This window comes from Marinomonas sp. TI.3.20 (assembly GCF_038155025.1).
Lineage (GTDB): Bacteria > Pseudomonadota > Gammaproteobacteria > Pseudomonadales > Marinomonadaceae > Marinomonas > Marinomonas flavescens.
This window is the reverse complement of the sequence record NZ_JBAKAS010000017.1, coordinates 69,569-86,317: the sequence shown is the minus strand read 5'-3', so window position 1 is coordinate 86,317 and position 16,749 is coordinate 69,569. Positions and strand designations below refer to the sequence as shown.

Below are 16,749 nucleotides of genomic sequence, written 5' to 3'. Positions count from 1 at the left end.
ATCTGAGGCAAGAAATAGTTGGTTAAAATTAGCGACACAGAAGCAAAACCACCTGTTTTTTTGTCCCGCTGAATTGACTTGTTAGTTGCTTTTATACACCTGTGATCTATGAGCAACTTTTACTACATTAACAACAAGTACATCATCTTTTATTTCATACACTATTCGATATAAGCCTTGGCGAACTCGATAATTTTCCTGCCCTGAAAGTTTAGTACAACCTTCACCTCGAGGGTTTACAGCTAATGTATCTATTTTACTTAAGATCTTTTTTATATCGTTTTTAGGTATAACTCGTAAATCTTTAGCCACTGACTTTTTAAACGTTATTCTATATTTTTCCATGTGACTTCAAATCATTTAACAAAACTTCATATGAAATATCAGGCTCATTTGCTCTTGCTGATACAGCGGCTAAATCCTCCTGATCTTCACGCATTAATAAACGAACAGCTTCATCTATTAACTCAGAAACTGATAAATGAGCTGAAGCAGCGCGCATTTTTAGTGCTTGATGTATATCCGGCTCAAAGTAAACGGTAGAACGTTTTGATAGGTTACTCATGATAATATCTCCATTAACTCGATCATGACATCATAACGCTATGATGCTGTAATAAGCAACTAACGAGGCTGTAGAATCACTCCAACAGCCAAATTCAATTAAAAACCGAGTCTATGAGCTCAACCCTAAGCACTTTTAGCGTACTCGGTAATGCATTTCGACCCCATAAAAAAGGCTATTTTTCTAAATGAAGAGAAATTCTACAGCCTCAACGCTTACTTAAGCGGAAAAATATAGTTGGCTAAAATGTTGAGGTACGAAAACAGCCAACTGTTTTTTGTCCTTATTAATTAGCTTGTATGGTTTTACTGGCTGCATTAATGTACTGCCGACTGAATAATGTACCAGTCTCCATTTTTCTTATATACACCAATTTCTATCACTGCATCCCGCTTTTCATAGATACCTTTCCAAACAAACCTGAATATATCTAAACCATCAAAGCTAAAGTTTCTCAACGTACATAAAAACTCATAGCCAGTATTCATGCCATTTCTTTCATGCATCCCTTTGATGTCTTCTGAGAACCTCTCTCTCGAAAAGTTTCTAAGGAATTTATCTTCGTAACGCTTCGTATACAAATCAAAGTTCTTTGTGTCATCTGCTTCCAGCATTTCTTTAAGGTACTTTTCGGCTATTGCCTTTACTTCAGAAGAATCAGTCATAATTTCATCCTTGTGTTTGATTTCCTTTTTGCCAAGCCTACCACCACACTTAGTGTAAAACCTAACGAGGCTGTAGAATTTCTCATTCTCAGCCTATTTTATTAATATAAAACCACAATCTTTCACATACGCCTAGGGTTCAATAGGCCATTCGATTTTCAATTGTAGATTGCTGATATCGAGCCGTAAAGGAAGTGTGTACTTAGGGGTGAGCTGTGGGTAGCTAAATGCTATGAGAGGCTTACTTTTTGCTTAATAAAGGCTGTTCCTAAGCTTTTCGATGTTATGAACGAGACAATACATTTGCCATTGGGTGTTCACTTTTTCTTGGCCGCGTAGCGTAAATTTATTCATACCTTTATTAACGGTAATATTACCAAACACCGCTTCGATGGCGCCTAGCCTTTTACTGTATTGTCGCCGTCCTATTGGGCTATCTATCTTAACTTTCATTTTGTCGCCATAGCTTAGTTTTTCCCGTGATTCATCGTGCTTAAATTGGACTTGCCTTCCTCTATCCATTCTTCACTCGCGTTTGAACGTATTTTACAACCGTCGATAGCAAACATGTTTCGCCCAATCAACCCTTCACGATCACATATCATCAACACTTGGGTAAACAGAGGTTCAATCTGGTTTTTTATGTTTGCAACAAAATACGCGATAGACGTGTAATGAGGCTGCGCATCACCAGACAAACTCATAAAAGTAATATTGGTTTCACATGCTCTTGTAATACGGCGGCTACTGACTAACCCGCGTGTATAATCAAACAAGACAATTTTCAACATCACAGACGGAGGGTAAGCCGCAGCGCCACCATTATCGTTGTTGTACCATTCGTCAAAGAACTTAAATCAAGGTGGCTTACTTGAAGGAATAGGCAACAATATGGGAAAGCGCGTATTCAAATTGTACCGGGGATAATTTGTTGTGCAGAATCAACGGGAATGAATTTACTTTGGCAGGATAAGTCAGGTTTATAATTCGCCATCACGTTCAACTGTAGAGAATAATAGTGATTAGATAATAGACTATTAAAAAGAACATAAAAATGTTCTTTTTGGAGAAATTCTACAGCCTCAACGCCTTAATAACTGGCGTGTAGGTTGGTGTTATTTTTGCGGCTTTTTCTCTTGCAAAAATGATGACAACCGTAATACGTTCAGTTGATTAACTTGTATACGGTATTTGCTATATACGAAAACAACTGTATTTCAGTTTAAATCATATTTTACTATAATTAGCATTATCTATATTTTTTGCAAGATTAGACCACTCATCAAAATTTGTTATTTTGGGATTTCCCCAATTATTAACACCATTACAACGAACTTTATTTATACCCATTTCCTGAATTCCAGATGCCACCTCAAACAATAAGGGTAAAGCTCGCCAAAATTTTTCTAAGACAGTAAAGTCTGGAACGATACCATCGTGCACTAAATCATTGCGTTTATTACGAGCCATTGAAAGAGCCGTATGACATTCCTTCGTAATTATTTTCGAAAGCCTTAACATCTGTTGCTTTGCCCATGTTGTTAGCTATAGCTTTCATCTCAGCATAGCTTTTGCCAAGAATATTAGCTGCTGAAGCAATACCGCACCCGGTTGTTTCTTCTTGAATTATCGGTTCCAACACTCTCTATTCCTTGATGCATAACGCCGCATTAAGCGGACTAAAATTATTGGTTATAATGTGAAGCGAAGCGGAACCTAACCAACTGTTTTTGTTCCGTTTGAAGTGCTTGTAATGTGGTCATCACTCTATATCTAAAACAAATTGATTATGTGCCATAGATAGCTTTAGAACTTCAATATTTTTTTCATTGCATATTCTCCTGATAGTTTTCTCGTTATCTGAGGATATTTTTGCACCTAAGATAATATGCTTTGGTTTTGGCATGCGATAAGATATTTCATCTTGTATGAGCATATTTCCAAAAACAAGCCTCCACTCCTTTTCGTAAGCCCACTCAGTACTTTTCATAAGCGCTGCTTGATTAAGGTAAAGGATATTGTCTACAGTTTTTGTTGTTCCAAAAGCACCTGTAGCATCAAACATTTCGTCGGAGTAAATTACAGGGTAAAGTGACCTTGTTCTTAAATCATCATTACCAAGTTCGTGAAAATCATAACCGATACAAAAGCCACAGTGATAGTCAGCATAATGTGACCACATAAGAATTGACTTTGGGTTTTCAGAAAAACAACAGATTTTGAACATTTGTTTGAAACCCTCAGATGTTTCTTGAACAAGAGAATTTGCTCTCTCTTTCATAACGCGACTTAATGCTTCTCCACAAGACCGACCATAATCAGGTCTATCTGGGTAACTAAATTCAAGAAGTTTTACTAATGGGTCACTACTCTCAGAAATTGAGTGGATTTGCTGTTCTGTAAGTTCTCCAATCAAATCATTTTCACGAGCAATTGATAGAATTGAATCAGTATTGTCAGGATCTAAGTCTACCTTGTGATGAAATGAGCAATCATAAGGGTCATTGAAGTTTTTTGGATCTGATAGCCATATTGAATCATCCTTTAAATTCCTTAAAGAGTATTCATTTATAGAACGATACTTATAAAGAGTTTTAGGGACATGCTCATATTTAAGCGAAATAGCCCTATCAATCTGATCTACTGATGTAGTATTAGAAAATACTAACTTCTTATATTTTTGAAACCAATCCACAACACTGACCCCTGATTTGACCACATAACGCCTCAATCAGAGGCAATAAAACAGTTGGTTATAATTAGCGACGCAGGAGCAAAACCAACTGTTTTTTGTCCTGCTGAATTGACTTGTTATAAGACCTTTTCCACGGTCTTATCTTCGAGTTTAGCTTGGCTTTTATAGGTAAGGGAATGAACAGCTGTATCATATTTACTTTTCATTTCCCCTTTAATTGATTCATGAACTTTCTCAAGTTCAATGTCCATTTCATCGACAGTGTCTTCAAATCCTTTCTTTAATTGCTTGAGGACAGGAATTGAATCAATAGTCGCCCATGTGGTGTTCTTTAAAAAGCCTCTCAAAAACTCCCAGCTCGCCATGACAGAAAAGTATGAACCATCTTTATTCTGTTGGAGTAAAGCTACCAGCCTTTCTAAATCCGTTTTAGCACGGATACTATCGATTTCTCCTGAAGCTACCATTTGAGCAATTATTTCTATTAATGAGTCAAATAGTTCTTCAAGTTTTCCATCTTTTTTGTGTCTCTCGTATAGCTGATCAAAATCGAAATCTTCATCACCTGAGTTTTCAGTAAAAGCCCATTGATGGCTATTTAATTGAGGGATTAACGGCATTATTTTTTGAAATGCTTTAAATGTAGAATCTGTTTGTTTGTAACTCTCAGAATACCATTTTGTCCAACGAATGATTTCTTTAAGCCAATTCGGCTGATCTTTAACAGATAGTGCTCGTGCCAAATCTTCTGCAGCCGAATTACATTTATCTGCTTGGGCTTTTTTGGAATCTATATTTTCTTGCACAAAAACTTTACTCAGAGCTGTTACTTGAGACTTTAACTGCTCATGCTTTTCCTGCACTAATCGAAGGAAAATGTTTAGACTTTCATTATTCATTTGACTACCAAACCTCAACGGGTCTTATAACGCCTTGCTAAGTGGATAAAAATGGTTGGTTAAAATCGCGCAGCGATAACCAACTGTTTTTATTCCGTTTAAGCAACTTGTTAGCCCTTGTTTGCTTCAATATTAAACCGCCATAAAGGCAGTTCATCACTTTTGTAATCTTCTGGGATTACCACTGTAAAATTCTTAGGGTGATTATCAGTTTCGACTGCAGTTACTTCACCATTATCTTCCGTAGCCAATTTATACATAGTTGATGCCATGCTACTAATGTTGCCCAATATATCAAAGCCATCATCAGAGGGGCCATTGTGAGGCCCGTAAGTAAAACGAACTCCAATTAAGCATTCTCCAGCCATTATTGGTAATGATTCAAGTTCTTCCCAATTACTATACATAGTAAAATAAAAAACCAACTGCTTCTCTAATTCACCAGTAACTGGTTTACCAGCGCAATACAGTAAGATATTTTTTATTATAAAATTAGTCTGCCCTGTATTTTCATCTAATGTAGCTGGTTTTGATGGGTCTGATACGAAATATACTTCCAGTGGTGGTTTTGTCGCTAGCATCTGATCACCTAGCAGAAGCATTTCATTATTTTTTAACGCATCTTCAATCGTGATAATGAATTTATTACCATCTTTTACAAAAGCGCTGTTTGGAATCAAAGTCCAGTAATTTAATTTGGAAAGGTAAATTGCAAACTTCACTTCACATCCGACAAGCTCAGAATACTTTAAGACTGAATTGAAATATTTTTCAGTAAATGAGTATGTTTCACTAAATGGTTCTTTATGGTAATTTTTAACTTCAACTAAGAAGTTAGCTCCATCTTTTAGGACAACTCTATAGTCAGGAATTGAAATATAGTCGTTACAATACGCTTCCCCACCATCTTCTTGTTTTATTAATGCACATTTCCCTAGCGATGCAGCAACCACTGCAAACATACTCTCAACACGCTTCCCAAAAACTAAATTCAGATTTTTTCGATTATCTTTAAGTGCGCTTTTTACTAAATCAACGACAGCATCAACAGAACTCAACTCTCCAATATCAAGAGAGTTTTTGGCACACAATTTCGTATACAGCTCAAAAGAATCGAATTTTTGAGGATTACGTTTAATTTTGTTAATCAACACAGACTCCACAGAGGGCTAACGCCTTAATAACTGGCGTGTAGGTTGGTGTTATTTTTGCACTTTTTCTTTTGCAAAAATGATGACAACCGTAATACGTCCAGTTGATTAACTTGTTAGCTGTATTGTGCTTCGCAGTTAGCTAAAAACAATAAATTGGTTGCAGTTAAATGTAATGTGTAACTAGCCAAATGCTCAGGAACAGTCGTTATTTCACTACCTTGTCCATGACCTCCCTCTTTGTTTCTTACTGTTGGTATACCACTTTCCATTAATATTCTAACTGATGAAAATTGGTTTTGAAGATACTCTGGTACTAAATTATTTGCCAGACAACTGTTTATTAATTTTTTGGCTGTATCATTGGGTTTATAACTCCAAGAATGCTTGTCGTGAATAGCCTTCATCAGGCTTTCAAATGCTTTAAGACAATCATTTAAACATTCTTTATACCGTTTATGCCTGTAGTGCTCATGAGCAGAAAGAAACTCATCATTCGCACCAATGTATGATTTATTGCTACCTAGAACATGTAATACTGGCTTTACAGTCTCTGAATGTAAATATTGCGAATCGACCCTGATTAGCTCACCTGATTCAAATTGATAACCCACACCGGCTTCTTTAAATCGATAATTTAACTCATTAATTGCATCATCACTATTTTGTGAAACTCCAGTAGATTGCTGAAAACGATATTGTTTCTCCCTAACATGCTTATCAATTATTCTAAAACTCAATTCAATTACATCTAAGCTTTTCTCTACATTATTCTCATTCAAAAAACTATCATACACAGCTGCAAAGTGCGATTCTTCATACTGCTTAAGAGAGAATACGCCGTATTCTTTACACAGTACTTTATGGATTTGTCGGTATACTCCATTAGTTAGTTCATTATATGAAGTTTCTATACCAATGGTATCTCTAACTATATGAACGATCTGAACTTTTAATTGTTGAGGCAATTTATCATACTGATACACATCTGAAACTTCACCTCTCAGTCTCTTTTGTCTTTTAGAAAACAGATCAAATATTGCCATACTATTCATTGAACTCCATTATTCAGCTAACGCCAACCTCAGAGGCGTAAAAGGTGAGACCTTTTTTTTGCGCCTTTGCTCTTGCAAAAAACGGGCTGGCTTTTACGTCCTTTGCAGGTTCTTGTTAGGCTACTTTGGTAACAGCGTTGAGCTAACTTCAACTTTACTCGGGTGAGCAGTCGGTGTTTGCGGTGATATAGCCGCTGGGGCATAAAAATAGACTAAAACAAACACAGCTAATGCCCCGCCAGAGCGAAGCCACTTACCAAAAGTAACCTCTATAAATCCAGGAAAGGCTGCGACAACTCCCCCAGCAGCTAAAGAGAGAACAATTCTAAATATGGTATATTGAAAATCAGTTGGATCTGGAGTAGTGAATGCAATAACTAAAAGTACTATCACAAAAATAACACCGAAAGAAAATGATATAAGGGTTTGAGTTTTTTTATTCATAATTAGCATTTTATTATTGTTAAACCCATAAACAGGGAGCTTTGCAGATTCAAATTTTTCTTTGATTTCCAAAACATTATCTTTTACTAAATACTTAACCACCATCCGCTGCATGTTTGCATATGCAGTTGCACTTGGCTCAATACTCTGTAAAAGACTTGGATTTGATTTAGTTATGTAGCTTCTAATTAATTGAAAATGACCAATTAAAGACTCTAATGCAGCAAAACAATCTTCAGCAAAACCTACTACCCAGTGCCCATTTTCATGGGCACCTAATAAGTCACTGTCCCCAACAAAGTTTTCAATAAAATTAAAATATGAATTACCACTTTGTTGCGCCACTAAAAACTTTTCATCTAAAGTACAATTATTGTTTTTTTGGGCATCTACAAAGGATTTAATTGAGTCCATGTAAGCAGACTTCAAATATGCAATCTGAGCCTTAGCATTAACCACGTCTTGTTCATGAGTGCTTTTCAATCAATTAGCCTCTTCTACTGCTTTTATCGCAACTGCAATCAGATAATTCAAGTCTGAATTGTCATAACCTTCAGCTGCATAGAATAAAACATCAGTACAAACCTCACTAATATAGCCACTTACGAGTCTTAATTGTTCAGGGTGTTCTTTAATAAATTTAGCTATTTTTAACAGCTGTTCTTCAGTTGGAGTCCATTGGACTATATCGTAGGCTCTTTCGAGTTCCGATTTAAAAACTGTATTCATACTATTATTCTTCCTTAACTGCTGATAATGCTAACGCCAAAAGCGTATTCAAGTCTGAATTATCAACACCGTGAGTAACAAACATTCGTGTTGAACCACAATGTTTTACAACTATATGCTGACATTCACTTTTACTTAATCTTTTACCTTCTTTTAAAGCTTCATTAATTTCTTTTTCAATATTATTTAATTGCTCTGTAGAGGGCGTCCAATCAATCAAATTACAATGATCACGTAAAAATTCCTCAAGTGTTTTTTTCATAATTTATCCTTTATTAAGCTCATGGTATTAAAAAATTGCACAATTGCTTAGTAGCCTAACGCCTACTTAAGCGGAAAAATATAGTTGGCTAAAATGTTGAACGAAGTGAAAACAGCCAACTGTATTTTTTCCGTTTGAAGTTCTTGTTAGCTGTTCATTTCACGACGACTGACAGGCATACGTGTATCTGCTGTGCGCAATTGTTTTTTAAAGCCACGATTTCCACGTAACACTTCATTACCTGATTTATCGATTGTAACCAAAGTGTCATTAATAATATTTTTATATGCGCCGTTTAGCTCATATTCAAAACTAACAAGGTCAGACTTAAATACCCATTGTTGAGAACCTAAAGCCAGAAAACTATATTTTTCACCATCAATATAAAGCACATGAGAGTGTAAGGCGTTTGTGTTTCCACCTTTGCTAGGTGGTCTCGATTTTTCATTTAAGAACTTTTGATAAGATTCGATTTTAGCATTAATGATTTGCACGATACTCTCCATGTTGACGAACAGCTAACGCCTAATTAACAGGCAAAAAATAGTTGGCTAAAATAAGCGACGAAGGAGCAAAAGCCAACTGTTTTTTATCCTTGTTTAATTTCTTGTTATGTTTACATTAAGACTTTTGAATAACTATTTCGATCAATATCGATGACCTCTACAGTTATAGAGCAACCAGATAAACCTAGTGTTTTAAGATGCTCTAAAAAAAGTGTAGAAAAATTTAATTTTTGTTCCGAATTACGACCGGAAAGTAATTTTAAAGCAACGTGTACGAATGAAGCTTTATCATTACCTGTTTGATAGTTTGAGAATGAAATTGCCCTAACTTTTATATCGCTTCCATTCTCTTCAAACAATTTAGAATCCATAGCTCCTGAAAAAACTCGAGAAGTTAAAGAATTTCCATCAATATTTGATGAATGCTCAATTACACAATGTGGCACCATACTCTCCTGTAAACATAACGCCCAAATAAGGGGCTAATTATTGCTGGCTAAAATAACGAACGTAGTGAGGCAGCCAGCTGTAATTAGTCCCACTTCATTTTCTTGTTATATGTTTGGTTACACTTCAGATGCAAAATAAGCCATTATTTCATCTGTGGTCATTTCTTTTGTTTCATTGGAAAAACAATAATAACTAGGACGCATATCACTAAAATACTGCATATCCATTTCCAAATCTTTTAAGTTTGGAAACAAACCAACTGGCATGTTATATTCACCAGTTGCTTTAAATTTATAAAATAGATGAGTACCACACTCGGTGCAAAACCCGCGCGATGCCCAAGACGAAGATTCGTACATTTTTATATTATCCTCACCTTCAATTTTAACTTTCGTTCCACACTTAACTGCAAAGAATGGTGCACCGCCCCATGTTCTACATGACTGGCAATGACATACTGTGAATCTAGGATTGATTTCCTCTGCGGTTATTTTAACAGCACCACAAAGGCATTTTGTTTCTGCACTCGACATTTGGATTACACCTTAATTGAAAACATATAACGCCTCATTAAGAGGCAATAAAATAGCTGGTTATAATTAGCGAGGTACGAGCAAAAGCCAACTGTTTTTTGTCCGTTTGAGCAACTTGTTATATGTTTTTACTTCTTTTTAACATCAATACCATCAAGCAATTTATTTAAAACAATTGCTGTTAAGTCTGATGATGGGTGACCGGGCAACGGACTATCAATTTTTTTGTCTTTAGACGAAAAAACAGTTGAGGGATTATATACAAAAGCATCTTTTGTTAATGATTCTCTAACCTCGGAGTTAAAACCTTGATCACTAAAATTATTAGCTGCAACTCTAATCCGCATAAAACCCATTTTGTAATGTTCTGAACGTGCAACTTCATTTAGATGAAAACGATATACAGCCATTAAAACACCAAATACGACAACATAAATTGCAAATACACCAAACATAATACTTTCTGGGATTTTTGTTATCTCAGCTTTTGCCGCTGTTTCAGTTGCTTTAAAAAAAGCAGAAGGAAAAATATAAAACATAGAAATGAGCATCAAAATTGAAACGCTAAAAACCATTAAATATGAAAGTAATCGTTTCGCTGATTCTTGATTTTTTACAACATAATTTTCAAGTGCACTTATTGATACATCTATACTATTTACTTCTTCAGACATTGATTCATCCTTAAACATATAACTACTAAGCGGTTATACAGTGGCGAAGCCATGGCTATAACCGTCTGTTGAACGGCCGCGTTATCTATAGGGGATTTGCTTTTTCAGGATTGGCGACGTCCCTGTTAATATCGCAGTACGCTTTCTCCCTTGCTAAGGGATATTCCCAAATTTTAGGCGGGATTTACCTTTATTTTTTCTGACAGTATCATTCTTTTACTCGAATCCTGAGCATTAGGCAATACTCGACCCTCAGGCTCCATGACCTGATTCGTGTTCAAGGCAATGTGTTTATGCCTGCGTCTGTTAACTACTATTCAAGCCTAACTGAGGGTAATATTTTATCTCTCCCAAATACACCACAGTGGATTCACCACACGCTGGACATCGACACCCTGTTGGCGCAGTGGCCGTCTTCTCTTTTCGTTCGTCACTCTGTCGTTTGATCTTTTCTAAAGCACGCTTTTTTATGGCATTCGATAAATAACCATAATGACGAATACGCATAAATCCTTTGGGCAAGACATGCAAAAGAAAACGCCTAATAAGCTCCGCCGGTTCCAGTGACAATCGGCTTGCTTTATTGGCTTTGTTATCAAAATAGGACAGGGTCACATGATTGTCTTTCCATGATTCAAGACGATGATTGCTTAAACCAACCCGATAAGTGTAACGAGCTAAATAGCTGACTAAGGTCTCTCGATATTCTAAAGCGGATTTGCAATAAACAACCCATGGATGACGCATTAAATGGCTCAGCGTGCCATCCAGTGTTTCCTTTTCAATCGTCGATAACGCTCCTTGTTCATACGCTTGACGTAGTTGACTCACCATCGTGCCTCTAAAACGATTTGAGAGAAGCTTAACAGGCAAAAAATACCCTTTATGGATCGGCTTCCAGTCCTTATCCGTTAAAACTCCTGCGGGAACCAAACAATGCAGATGAACATGGCGCGACAAATTCTGTCCCCATGTATGCAACACACAGGTCATCCCTGCCTGACCATGATATTTCCTATCCGCTAAGCCATTAAGAGCGCGCCAGGCAGAGTGAAACAACGCACTATAAAGCGTTCGACCGTGTCGACCAACCCAATCATTTAAAGCATGCGGAAGCGTAAAGACGATATGAAAATAAGGGGCAGGAACCAATTGAGATTTTTGGCGATCAACCCACGCGTCACTGGCTTGTCGCTGACATTGAGGACAATGACGGTCTCGACAACTATGATGCCAAAACCAGCGATGCCCACAGCCATTGCACTGGTAACTACCCGTTCCCATTTTTTGAGTTCGACAATCCTCTATATGGTGAAGAACTTGCCATTGGCGAGGATTCGCTTGGATTTGCTGTCTTTCACGACAATAGCAAACAACCTGCGCTAACCCTAAACCGTTCACGACGGGCTCCGAAGACCTTGCAAAAGATCTTCACTGATCTTGCTTCGTAAATCCATCATCGCAACCCATTGAAGATAACGAAACGTGGTTTGTAATTGGCTATGCCCAAGCAGAGCTTGTAGCCTAGGTAATGGCATGCCTGCCAGTAATTGATGGCACGCAAAAGCATGACGCAAACTATGGAAGCGCACCGTTTTTGTGATACCTGCTCGTATTGCCGCAGCCTTTACTTCTAAACGCAAATACTTGCTATTAAGCGCTCTGTGTTTATCAAGACCATAAATCACCACATCTGTTGGCCTATACATTTTCCAGTAATGACGTAATTCGCTCTTTAATCCTTCTGGAAACAGAACATAACGATCTCGGTTGCCTTTTCCTTGCCTTACTTTGATGCAATTGTGTTCGCCGTCTAAGTCTCCCACTTTTAGCGCATTAATCTCACTGATTCGCATACCCGTTGAATAGGCAAGGACAATAGCCGCATGCGCCTTGGCATGACGACATTCTTGAATAAGATTTAACACTTCATCGGGATACAATAAATCGGGCAGCTTTTGCGTCTTTTTAGGATGAGGTAGTGCCATATGCCCTAACGGTCTTTTTAACACCTGACGATAGAGAAAATTAAGCGCATGCAACGCTTGACGACAACTTGACCAAGACCAATGGCGATCACGAATAAGGTAAAGCAAATAACTCTGAATCTCTGTATCACAGAGTTCATCTGGGGAAAGATGAAAATACTTAGCGACTTCTTTTAGCTGATATAGATAAGATTTTTGAGTGGCTATAGAAAAACCTTGCAGCGTCATTTGATCAATGACTTTTTGGCGTAATGGGGTCATAACGTAATCCTCCAACCATGAATGGAGAACTAAGTTTGGTAGCGAATAATAAAATTAGAAAGGAAACAATGAACCGCTCCGCGAAGCGGCTTAGTTCAACATTTTAATAGTGCGCATGCTCGTTTGCACTTTTTAAAAAACCTCAAAAAGCCCCTATAACCAACTGATTTTTCAGTGTTTTATAAAACTACCCACAAAACCAAAAACTGGCTAAACGAGCGTGCGCGTTATCACTTTTATCCCCAGCCTCTTATTTCAGTACTGTGAATACTTAATCATTGATCTTAAGGCGATTTTTTATTTTATGCCAGCATAAACGGTCAAAATTTAGTCATTTAAAATGGCTAAATGAAAAAGTAATAGGCTGATTTAAAAATAACCTTTCTACTTATTGATTTTTTCTATCATGAATTGATGACGTAATTTAGGTCATTAGAGTCGGTTTTTGTGTTGAGATAGCGATCAGAGAAGCAAGGCAAGTGCCTAGAACAAGATCAAACGGCTATCTAAAAAAGTAACGTCGAACGGTGATATTTACGTTATTCCAAGTGGTGAGGTGAAAGACGTGGTCAAAGTCGTGTTTCTGACTACATAAGATCTATGGGGCAAAAAGGGGTTAGACCCTTGAATCACTATAAAGACTGCCAAAAATTTGAATCACGTGAAGCTTCATAACGTCGCCGATCATTTCGACTTTAACCGATGATTGGCTTTAGACAATCTCCAGTTCTTGGTTGCTCTTTTTTAGGTATTCCAACCCACAAGTTCTAGTTCCAGTGCACCCCATCCTAGCCTTCCCCTTGGAAGAAAAAAGGGGAAGGGACAAGCCATCGTATCCATTCAGTTTCGCGGCGGTAAATTATTGTAAAAGAAATGCTTCAGGTAAGGCCAATCGGTGTTTTCGATGAGGTAGGCGGCGGGGGTAAAGAAGTGCCGAAGAGAAACGCCGATTGAGCTGGTGATGGTCGAGTGGTGAGGTGAAAGTAAGGAAAACAAAGCGCTGGAATGGAATCCTTAAAACCAAAGACACAACCCCATCTTCCGTCTTCCCCTTGAAAAAGGAGAAGAAACTAACCATCAGCAGTGCGTTTGAATGGAAACAAAAAAACCGCTGAGGCCAGCGGTTTGTCTTTGTTCATTACTGAAATGTTTATGAAAGCAGGGCTTTCAATGCCGTGGCCAATGCGGCCATTTCAGCGTCTGTACCTATGGTGATGCGTAGGTAGTTGCCGATGCGTGGTTTGTTGCTACCAAAGAAGCGAACGAGGATGCCTTGTTCTTTGAGTGCAAGGTAGATGGCTTCGGCGTTTTTCTCTGGGTGTGTTGCGAAGACGAAGTTGGTCGCCGATGGCAAGACACTAAAGCCAAGCGCTTCTAGCTCTTTCACAGACTGCTCGCGAGTGGCGATGGTTTTGTCGCAGATTTCTTTTAGGTAGGTTTCGTCTTCTACCGCTGCGGTTGCGCCTGCTAAAGCAATACGGTCGATTGGGTAGGAGTTGAAGGAGTTCTTCAAACGCTCTAGCCCTTCGATCAAGTCTGGGTGCCCCAATGCATAGCCCACTCGAATTCCGGCCAAGGCGCGGGATTTCGATAACGTCTGTACCACCAATAAGTTCGGGTATTGGTTGACCAAGGTCACCGCACTTTGTGCGCCGAAGTCGACGTAGGCTTCATCCACCAGCACAACCACATCTGGGTTGGCATTTAGAATCGCTTCAATATCCGATAGCGGCAAAGCTTTACCTGTAGGTGCATTCGGGTTAGTCACAACGACACCCGCAACGTCTAGGTTTTGGTAATCTGCTGGTACGATATTGAAGTCGTCATCCAGTGGAATCAGCTTAGGTTCGATGCTGTATAAACCCGCGTACACTTTATAAAAGCTGTAGGTGATATCAGCAAAGGCTAACGGTTTGCCGCCCGCAAAATAGCCCATAAAAGCCAAGGCCAGTACTTCATCTGAACCGTTGCCGACAAACACTTGGTCTGTGTTTAGTTGGTAACTTTTAGCCAATGCTGTTTTTAGTGTCACACAGTTTGGATCAGGATAAAGACGTAAACGTTCACTTACTTGCTCTTGCATGGCAGCTAAGGCTTTAGGAGATGGCGCGTAAGGGCTTTCGTTGGTATTTAGCTTGATGTACTTTTTGTCTTGCGGTTGTTCGCCTGGCACATAAGGGTCAAGAGAAGCTATTTTATCTGTCCAAAAACGACTCATTCTACTCTCCATTTGTTAAAGGGGTCAGACCCTTTACGCTGTGGTATTTGCTGCTGGGTATCCATAAAATAAGGCCTCAATTGAGGCCTTATAAATACATTACGATTCGTCAGTCACTGTCCGGCCTAGGATCAGTCCTGAGGCTTCATATGAGGGAACAACAATACGTCACGGATAGATGGCGCATCGGTGAACAACATCACCAAGCGGTCGATACCGATACCTTCACCAGCGGTTGGTGGTAGGCCGTATTCTAGGGCGTTGATGTAGTCTGCATCGTAATGCATGGCTTCATCATCACCCGCGTCTTTCTCTGCTACTTGGCGTTTGAAGCGTTCAGCTTGGTCTTCTGGGTCATTAAGCTCCGAGAAGCCGTTGGCGATTTCACGGCCACCTACGAAGAATTCAAAACGGTCTGTAATGAAGTCGTTGTCGTCGTTACGACGTGCAAGTGGTGATACTTCCGCAGGGTATTCTGTGATGAAAGTCGGCTGATCCAATTTGTGTTCAGCGGTTTCTTCAAAGATTTCCGTCCATAGTTTACCAAGACCCCAAATCGGTTTAACGTCAATTTTAAGCGCTTTCGCTACGGCAGTGGCTTTTTCTAATGTGCTTAGGTCGTCTGCGGTCAACGTTGGGTTGTAGTGCAGGATAGACTCAAGCATGGTCATGCGAACAAACGGCGCGCCGAAGTCGTATTCAGACCCTTGGTAGGTCACTTTAGTAGTGTTCAACACTTTTTCAGCCACGGTACGCAACATGTCTTCTGTTAGATCCATAAGATCTTTGTAGTCGGCGTACGCTTGGTAGAATTCGATCATGGTGAATTCTGGGTTGTGACGAGTGGAAGTCCCTTCGTTACGGAAGTTACGGTTGATCTCGAACACACGCTCAAAGCCACCCACGACCAAACGCTTCAAGTAAAGCTCAGGAGCGATGCGCAAGTACATGCTCATGTCCATGGCATTGTGATGCGTAATGAAAGGACGCGCCGTCGCACCACCAGGAATGGTTTGTAGCATTGGCGTTTCTACTTCCATGAAACGACGATCTTCTAGGAAGCGACGAATCGTAGAGATGATTTTTGAACGCATTTGGAACGTAGCACGAGAGTCATCGTTCACGATCAAGTCAACATAACGCTGGCGATAGCGCATTTCCATGTCAGACAAACCATGGTGCTTATCTGGCAATGGGCGCAATGATTTGGTTAGCAATTGCGCTTCGTGCATGTCGATGTACAAATCGCCTTTACCAGATTTATGAACTGGGCCTGAGATACCAATGATATCGCCCAAATCCCATGTTTTCTGTTCCGCAAGCAATTCAGGGCTCAACACTTTGCGGTTGATGTAGGCTTGAATCTGACCTGACATGTCTTGTAGCAACATGAAAGCGCCACGATTACGCACGATACGACCAGCGATGCTAACCACGTGATTCTTTTCTTCTAATGCTGGCTTTTCAATCTCGCCAAATTCTGCTTGCAAGTCTGCCGCGTACGCATTGCGACGGAACGCATTAGGGAAGGCATTACGCTGTTCACGGATAGCAGCCAATTTGCCGCGACGTTCTGCGACCAAACGGTTGTCTTCGGATTGTGCTGTGGATTCTGTGCTGTTTGCTTCGTTAGCCATGATTTGCTGTCTACTCT

General features: G+C 39.1%; 21 protein-coding genes and 1 pseudogene. All 22 read right to left on the bottom strand.

The window, feature by feature from the left end:
* Positions 1–81: 81 nt before the first annotated feature.
* The 22 genes and pseudogenes from V6259_RS15900 to lysS all read right to left on the bottom strand — a co-directional run bounded on the left by V6259_RS15900 (position 82) and on the right by lysS (position 16,732).
* The gene (locus V6259_RS15900; RefSeq protein ID WP_341585401.1) at positions 82–345 is read right to left on the bottom strand and encodes a type II toxin-antitoxin system RelE family toxin; all 264 of its coding nucleotides are present in this window, start codon (positions 343–345) and stop codon (positions 82–84) included.
* A complete protein-coding gene (locus V6259_RS15895) occupies positions 332–565 on the bottom strand; it encodes a ribbon-helix-helix domain-containing protein (RefSeq protein ID WP_341585400.1) in 234 nt (77 codons plus the stop codon). Before V6259_RS15895 ends, V6259_RS15900 begins: the two co-directional genes overlap by 14 nt.
* A 317-nt stretch (positions 566–882) precedes the next feature.
* Positions 883–1,230: a hypothetical protein gene (locus V6259_RS15890; RefSeq protein ID WP_341585399.1), complete on the bottom strand. Its 348-nt coding sequence runs from the start codon at positions 1,228–1,230 to the stop codon at positions 883–885.
* 252 nt (positions 1,231–1,482) lie between these two features.
* Positions 1,483–1,752 carry a transposase gene (locus V6259_RS15885; protein ID WP_341585398.1) on the bottom strand — a complete coding sequence of 90 codons (270 nt, stop codon included), beginning with the start codon at positions 1,750–1,752 and terminating at the stop codon, positions 1,483–1,485.
* Positions 1,698–2,036 (bottom strand): annotated as a pseudogene (locus tag V6259_RS15880) (transposase); the annotation flags it as partial. The gene V6259_RS15885 and the pseudogene V6259_RS15880, both read right to left, overlap by 55 nt.
* 421 nt (positions 2,037–2,457) lie before the next feature.
* Complete coding sequence (locus V6259_RS15875; protein ID WP_341585397.1) at positions 2,458–2,700, bottom strand: hypothetical protein; 243 nt, start codon at positions 2,698–2,700, stop codon at positions 2,458–2,460.
* The gene (locus V6259_RS15870; protein ID WP_341585396.1) at positions 2,690–2,872 is read right to left on the bottom strand and encodes a hypothetical protein; all 183 of its coding nucleotides are present in this window, start codon (positions 2,870–2,872) and stop codon (positions 2,690–2,692) included. The genes V6259_RS15875 and V6259_RS15870 overlap by 11 nt, the downstream gene beginning before the upstream one ends.
* A gap of 120 nt (positions 2,873–2,992) precedes the next feature.
* Positions 2,993–3,925, bottom strand: coding sequence for a DUF2971 domain-containing protein (locus tag V6259_RS15865; protein ID WP_341585395.1), 933 nt, complete (start codon positions 3,923–3,925; stop codon positions 2,993–2,995).
* A gap of 116 nt (positions 3,926–4,041) precedes the next feature.
* Positions 4,042–4,824: a hypothetical protein gene (locus tag V6259_RS15860; RefSeq protein WP_341585394.1), complete on the bottom strand. Its 783-nt coding sequence runs from the start codon at positions 4,822–4,824 to the stop codon at positions 4,042–4,044.
* 110 nt (positions 4,825–4,934) lie between these two features.
* Entirely contained in the window at positions 4,935–5,975 is a 1,041-nt protein-coding gene (locus tag V6259_RS15855; protein ID WP_341585393.1) for a hypothetical protein, read from the bottom strand.
* A 116-nt stretch (positions 5,976–6,091) separates the two neighbouring features.
* The gene (locus V6259_RS15850; protein WP_341585392.1) at positions 6,092–7,030 is read right to left on the bottom strand and encodes an STM4504/CBY_0614 family protein; all 939 of its coding nucleotides are present in this window, start codon (positions 7,028–7,030) and stop codon (positions 6,092–6,094) included.
* A gap of 120 nt (positions 7,031–7,150) precedes the next feature.
* Positions 7,151–7,957: a hypothetical protein gene (locus tag V6259_RS15845; protein ID WP_341585391.1), complete on the bottom strand. Its 807-nt coding sequence runs from the start codon at positions 7,955–7,957 to the stop codon at positions 7,151–7,153.
* Positions 7,958–8,203 carry a hypothetical protein gene (locus V6259_RS15840; protein WP_341585390.1) on the bottom strand — a complete coding sequence of 82 codons (246 nt, stop codon included), beginning with the start codon at positions 8,201–8,203 and terminating at the stop codon, positions 7,958–7,960. It lies immediately after the preceding gene.
* 4 nt (positions 8,204–8,207) lie between these two features.
* The gene (locus V6259_RS15835) at positions 8,208–8,465 is read right to left on the bottom strand and encodes a hypothetical protein (RefSeq protein WP_341585389.1); all 258 of its coding nucleotides are present in this window, start codon (positions 8,463–8,465) and stop codon (positions 8,208–8,210) included.
* A gap of 146 nt (positions 8,466–8,611) precedes the next feature.
* Positions 8,612–8,959, bottom strand: coding sequence for a hypothetical protein (locus V6259_RS15830; RefSeq protein ID WP_341585388.1), 348 nt, complete (start codon positions 8,957–8,959; stop codon positions 8,612–8,614).
* Positions 8,960–9,081: 122 nt separating this feature from the next.
* Positions 9,082–9,420: a 5-carboxymethyl-2-hydroxymuconate Delta-isomerase gene (locus tag V6259_RS15825; RefSeq protein ID WP_341585387.1), complete on the bottom strand. Its 339-nt coding sequence runs from the start codon at positions 9,418–9,420 to the stop codon at positions 9,082–9,084.
* Between the two features lie 117 nt (positions 9,421–9,537).
* Entirely contained in the window at positions 9,538–9,954 is a 417-nt protein-coding gene (locus V6259_RS15820) for a GFA family protein (protein ID WP_341585386.1), read from the bottom strand.
* Positions 9,955–10,082: 128 nt separating this feature from the next.
* Complete coding sequence (locus tag V6259_RS15815) at positions 10,083–10,628, bottom strand: hypothetical protein (protein ID WP_341585385.1); 546 nt, start codon at positions 10,626–10,628, stop codon at positions 10,083–10,085.
* A 306-nt stretch (positions 10,629–10,934) separates the two neighbouring features.
* Entirely contained in the window at positions 10,935–12,029 is a 1,095-nt protein-coding gene (locus V6259_RS15810) for an IS91 family transposase (RefSeq protein WP_341585384.1), read from the bottom strand.
* Positions 12,026–12,877: a tyrosine-type recombinase/integrase gene (locus V6259_RS15805; RefSeq protein WP_341585383.1), complete on the bottom strand. Its 852-nt coding sequence runs from the start codon at positions 12,875–12,877 to the stop codon at positions 12,026–12,028. Before V6259_RS15805 ends, V6259_RS15810 begins: the two co-directional genes overlap by 4 nt.
* Positions 12,878–14,027: 1,150 nt before the next feature.
* Complete coding sequence (gene hisC / locus V6259_RS15800) at positions 14,028–15,095, bottom strand: histidinol-phosphate transaminase (protein ID WP_341585382.1); 1,068 nt, start codon at positions 15,093–15,095, stop codon at positions 14,028–14,030.
* A 131-nt stretch (positions 15,096–15,226) separates the two neighbouring features.
* On the bottom strand, positions 15,227–16,732 hold the full coding sequence (lysS, locus tag V6259_RS15795; RefSeq protein ID WP_341585381.1) for a lysine--tRNA ligase: 1,506 nt from the start codon (positions 16,730–16,732) through the stop codon (positions 15,227–15,229).
* Between the last annotated feature and the right edge of the window lie 17 nt (positions 16,733–16,749).

What these genes read in the sequence shown, in the direction of transcription:
- lysS (WP_341585381.1), bottom strand. Translation starts at nt 16,732, where the DNA reads ATGGCTAACGAAGCAAACAGCACAGAATCCACAGCACAATCCGAAGAC.
- V6259_RS15815 (WP_341585385.1), bottom strand. Translation starts at nt 10,628, where the DNA reads ATGTCTGAAGAAGTAAATAGTATAGATGTATCAATAAGTGCACTTGAA.
- V6259_RS15860 (WP_341585394.1), bottom strand. Translation starts at nt 4,824, where the DNA reads ATGAATAATGAAAGTCTAAACATTTTCCTTCGATTAGTGCAGGAAAAG.
- V6259_RS15820 (WP_341585386.1), bottom strand. Translation starts at nt 9,954, where the DNA reads ATGTCGAGTGCAGAAACAAAATGCCTTTGTGGTGCTGTTAAAATAACC.
- V6259_RS15825 (WP_341585387.1), bottom strand. Translation starts at nt 9,420, where the DNA reads ATGGTGCCACATTGTGTAATTGAGCATTCATCAAATATTGATGGAAAT.
- V6259_RS15850 (WP_341585392.1), bottom strand. Translation starts at nt 7,030, where the DNA reads ATGAATAGTATGGCAATATTTGATCTGTTTTCTAAAAGACAAAAGAGA.
- V6259_RS15890 (WP_341585399.1), bottom strand. Translation starts at nt 1,230, where the DNA reads ATGACTGATTCTTCTGAAGTAAAGGCAATAGCCGAAAAGTACCTTAAA.
- hisC (WP_341585382.1), bottom strand. Translation starts at nt 15,095, where the DNA reads ATGAGTCGTTTTTGGACAGATAAAATAGCTTCTCTTGACCCTTATGTG.
- V6259_RS15875 (WP_341585397.1), bottom strand. Translation starts at nt 2,700, where the DNA reads ATGGCTCGTAATAAACGCAATGATTTAGTGCACGATGGTATCGTTCCA.
- V6259_RS15885 (WP_341585398.1), bottom strand. Translation starts at nt 1,752, where the DNA reads ATGGATAGAGGAAGGCAAGTCCAATTTAAGCACGATGAATCACGGGAA.
- V6259_RS15900 (WP_341585401.1), bottom strand. Translation starts at nt 345, where the DNA reads ATGGAAAAATATAGAATAACGTTTAAAAAGTCAGTGGCTAAAGATTTA.
- V6259_RS15895 (WP_341585400.1), bottom strand. Translation starts at nt 565, where the DNA reads ATGAGTAACCTATCAAAACGTTCTACCGTTTACTTTGAGCCGGATATA.
- V6259_RS15835 (WP_341585389.1), bottom strand. Translation starts at nt 8,465, where the DNA reads ATGAAAAAAACACTTGAGGAATTTTTACGTGATCATTGTAATTTGATT.
- V6259_RS15840 (WP_341585390.1), bottom strand. Translation starts at nt 8,203, where the DNA reads ATGAATACAGTTTTTAAATCGGAACTCGAAAGAGCCTACGATATAGTC.
- V6259_RS15805 (WP_341585383.1), bottom strand. Translation starts at nt 12,877, where the DNA reads ATGACCCCATTACGCCAAAAAGTCATTGATCAAATGACGCTGCAAGGT.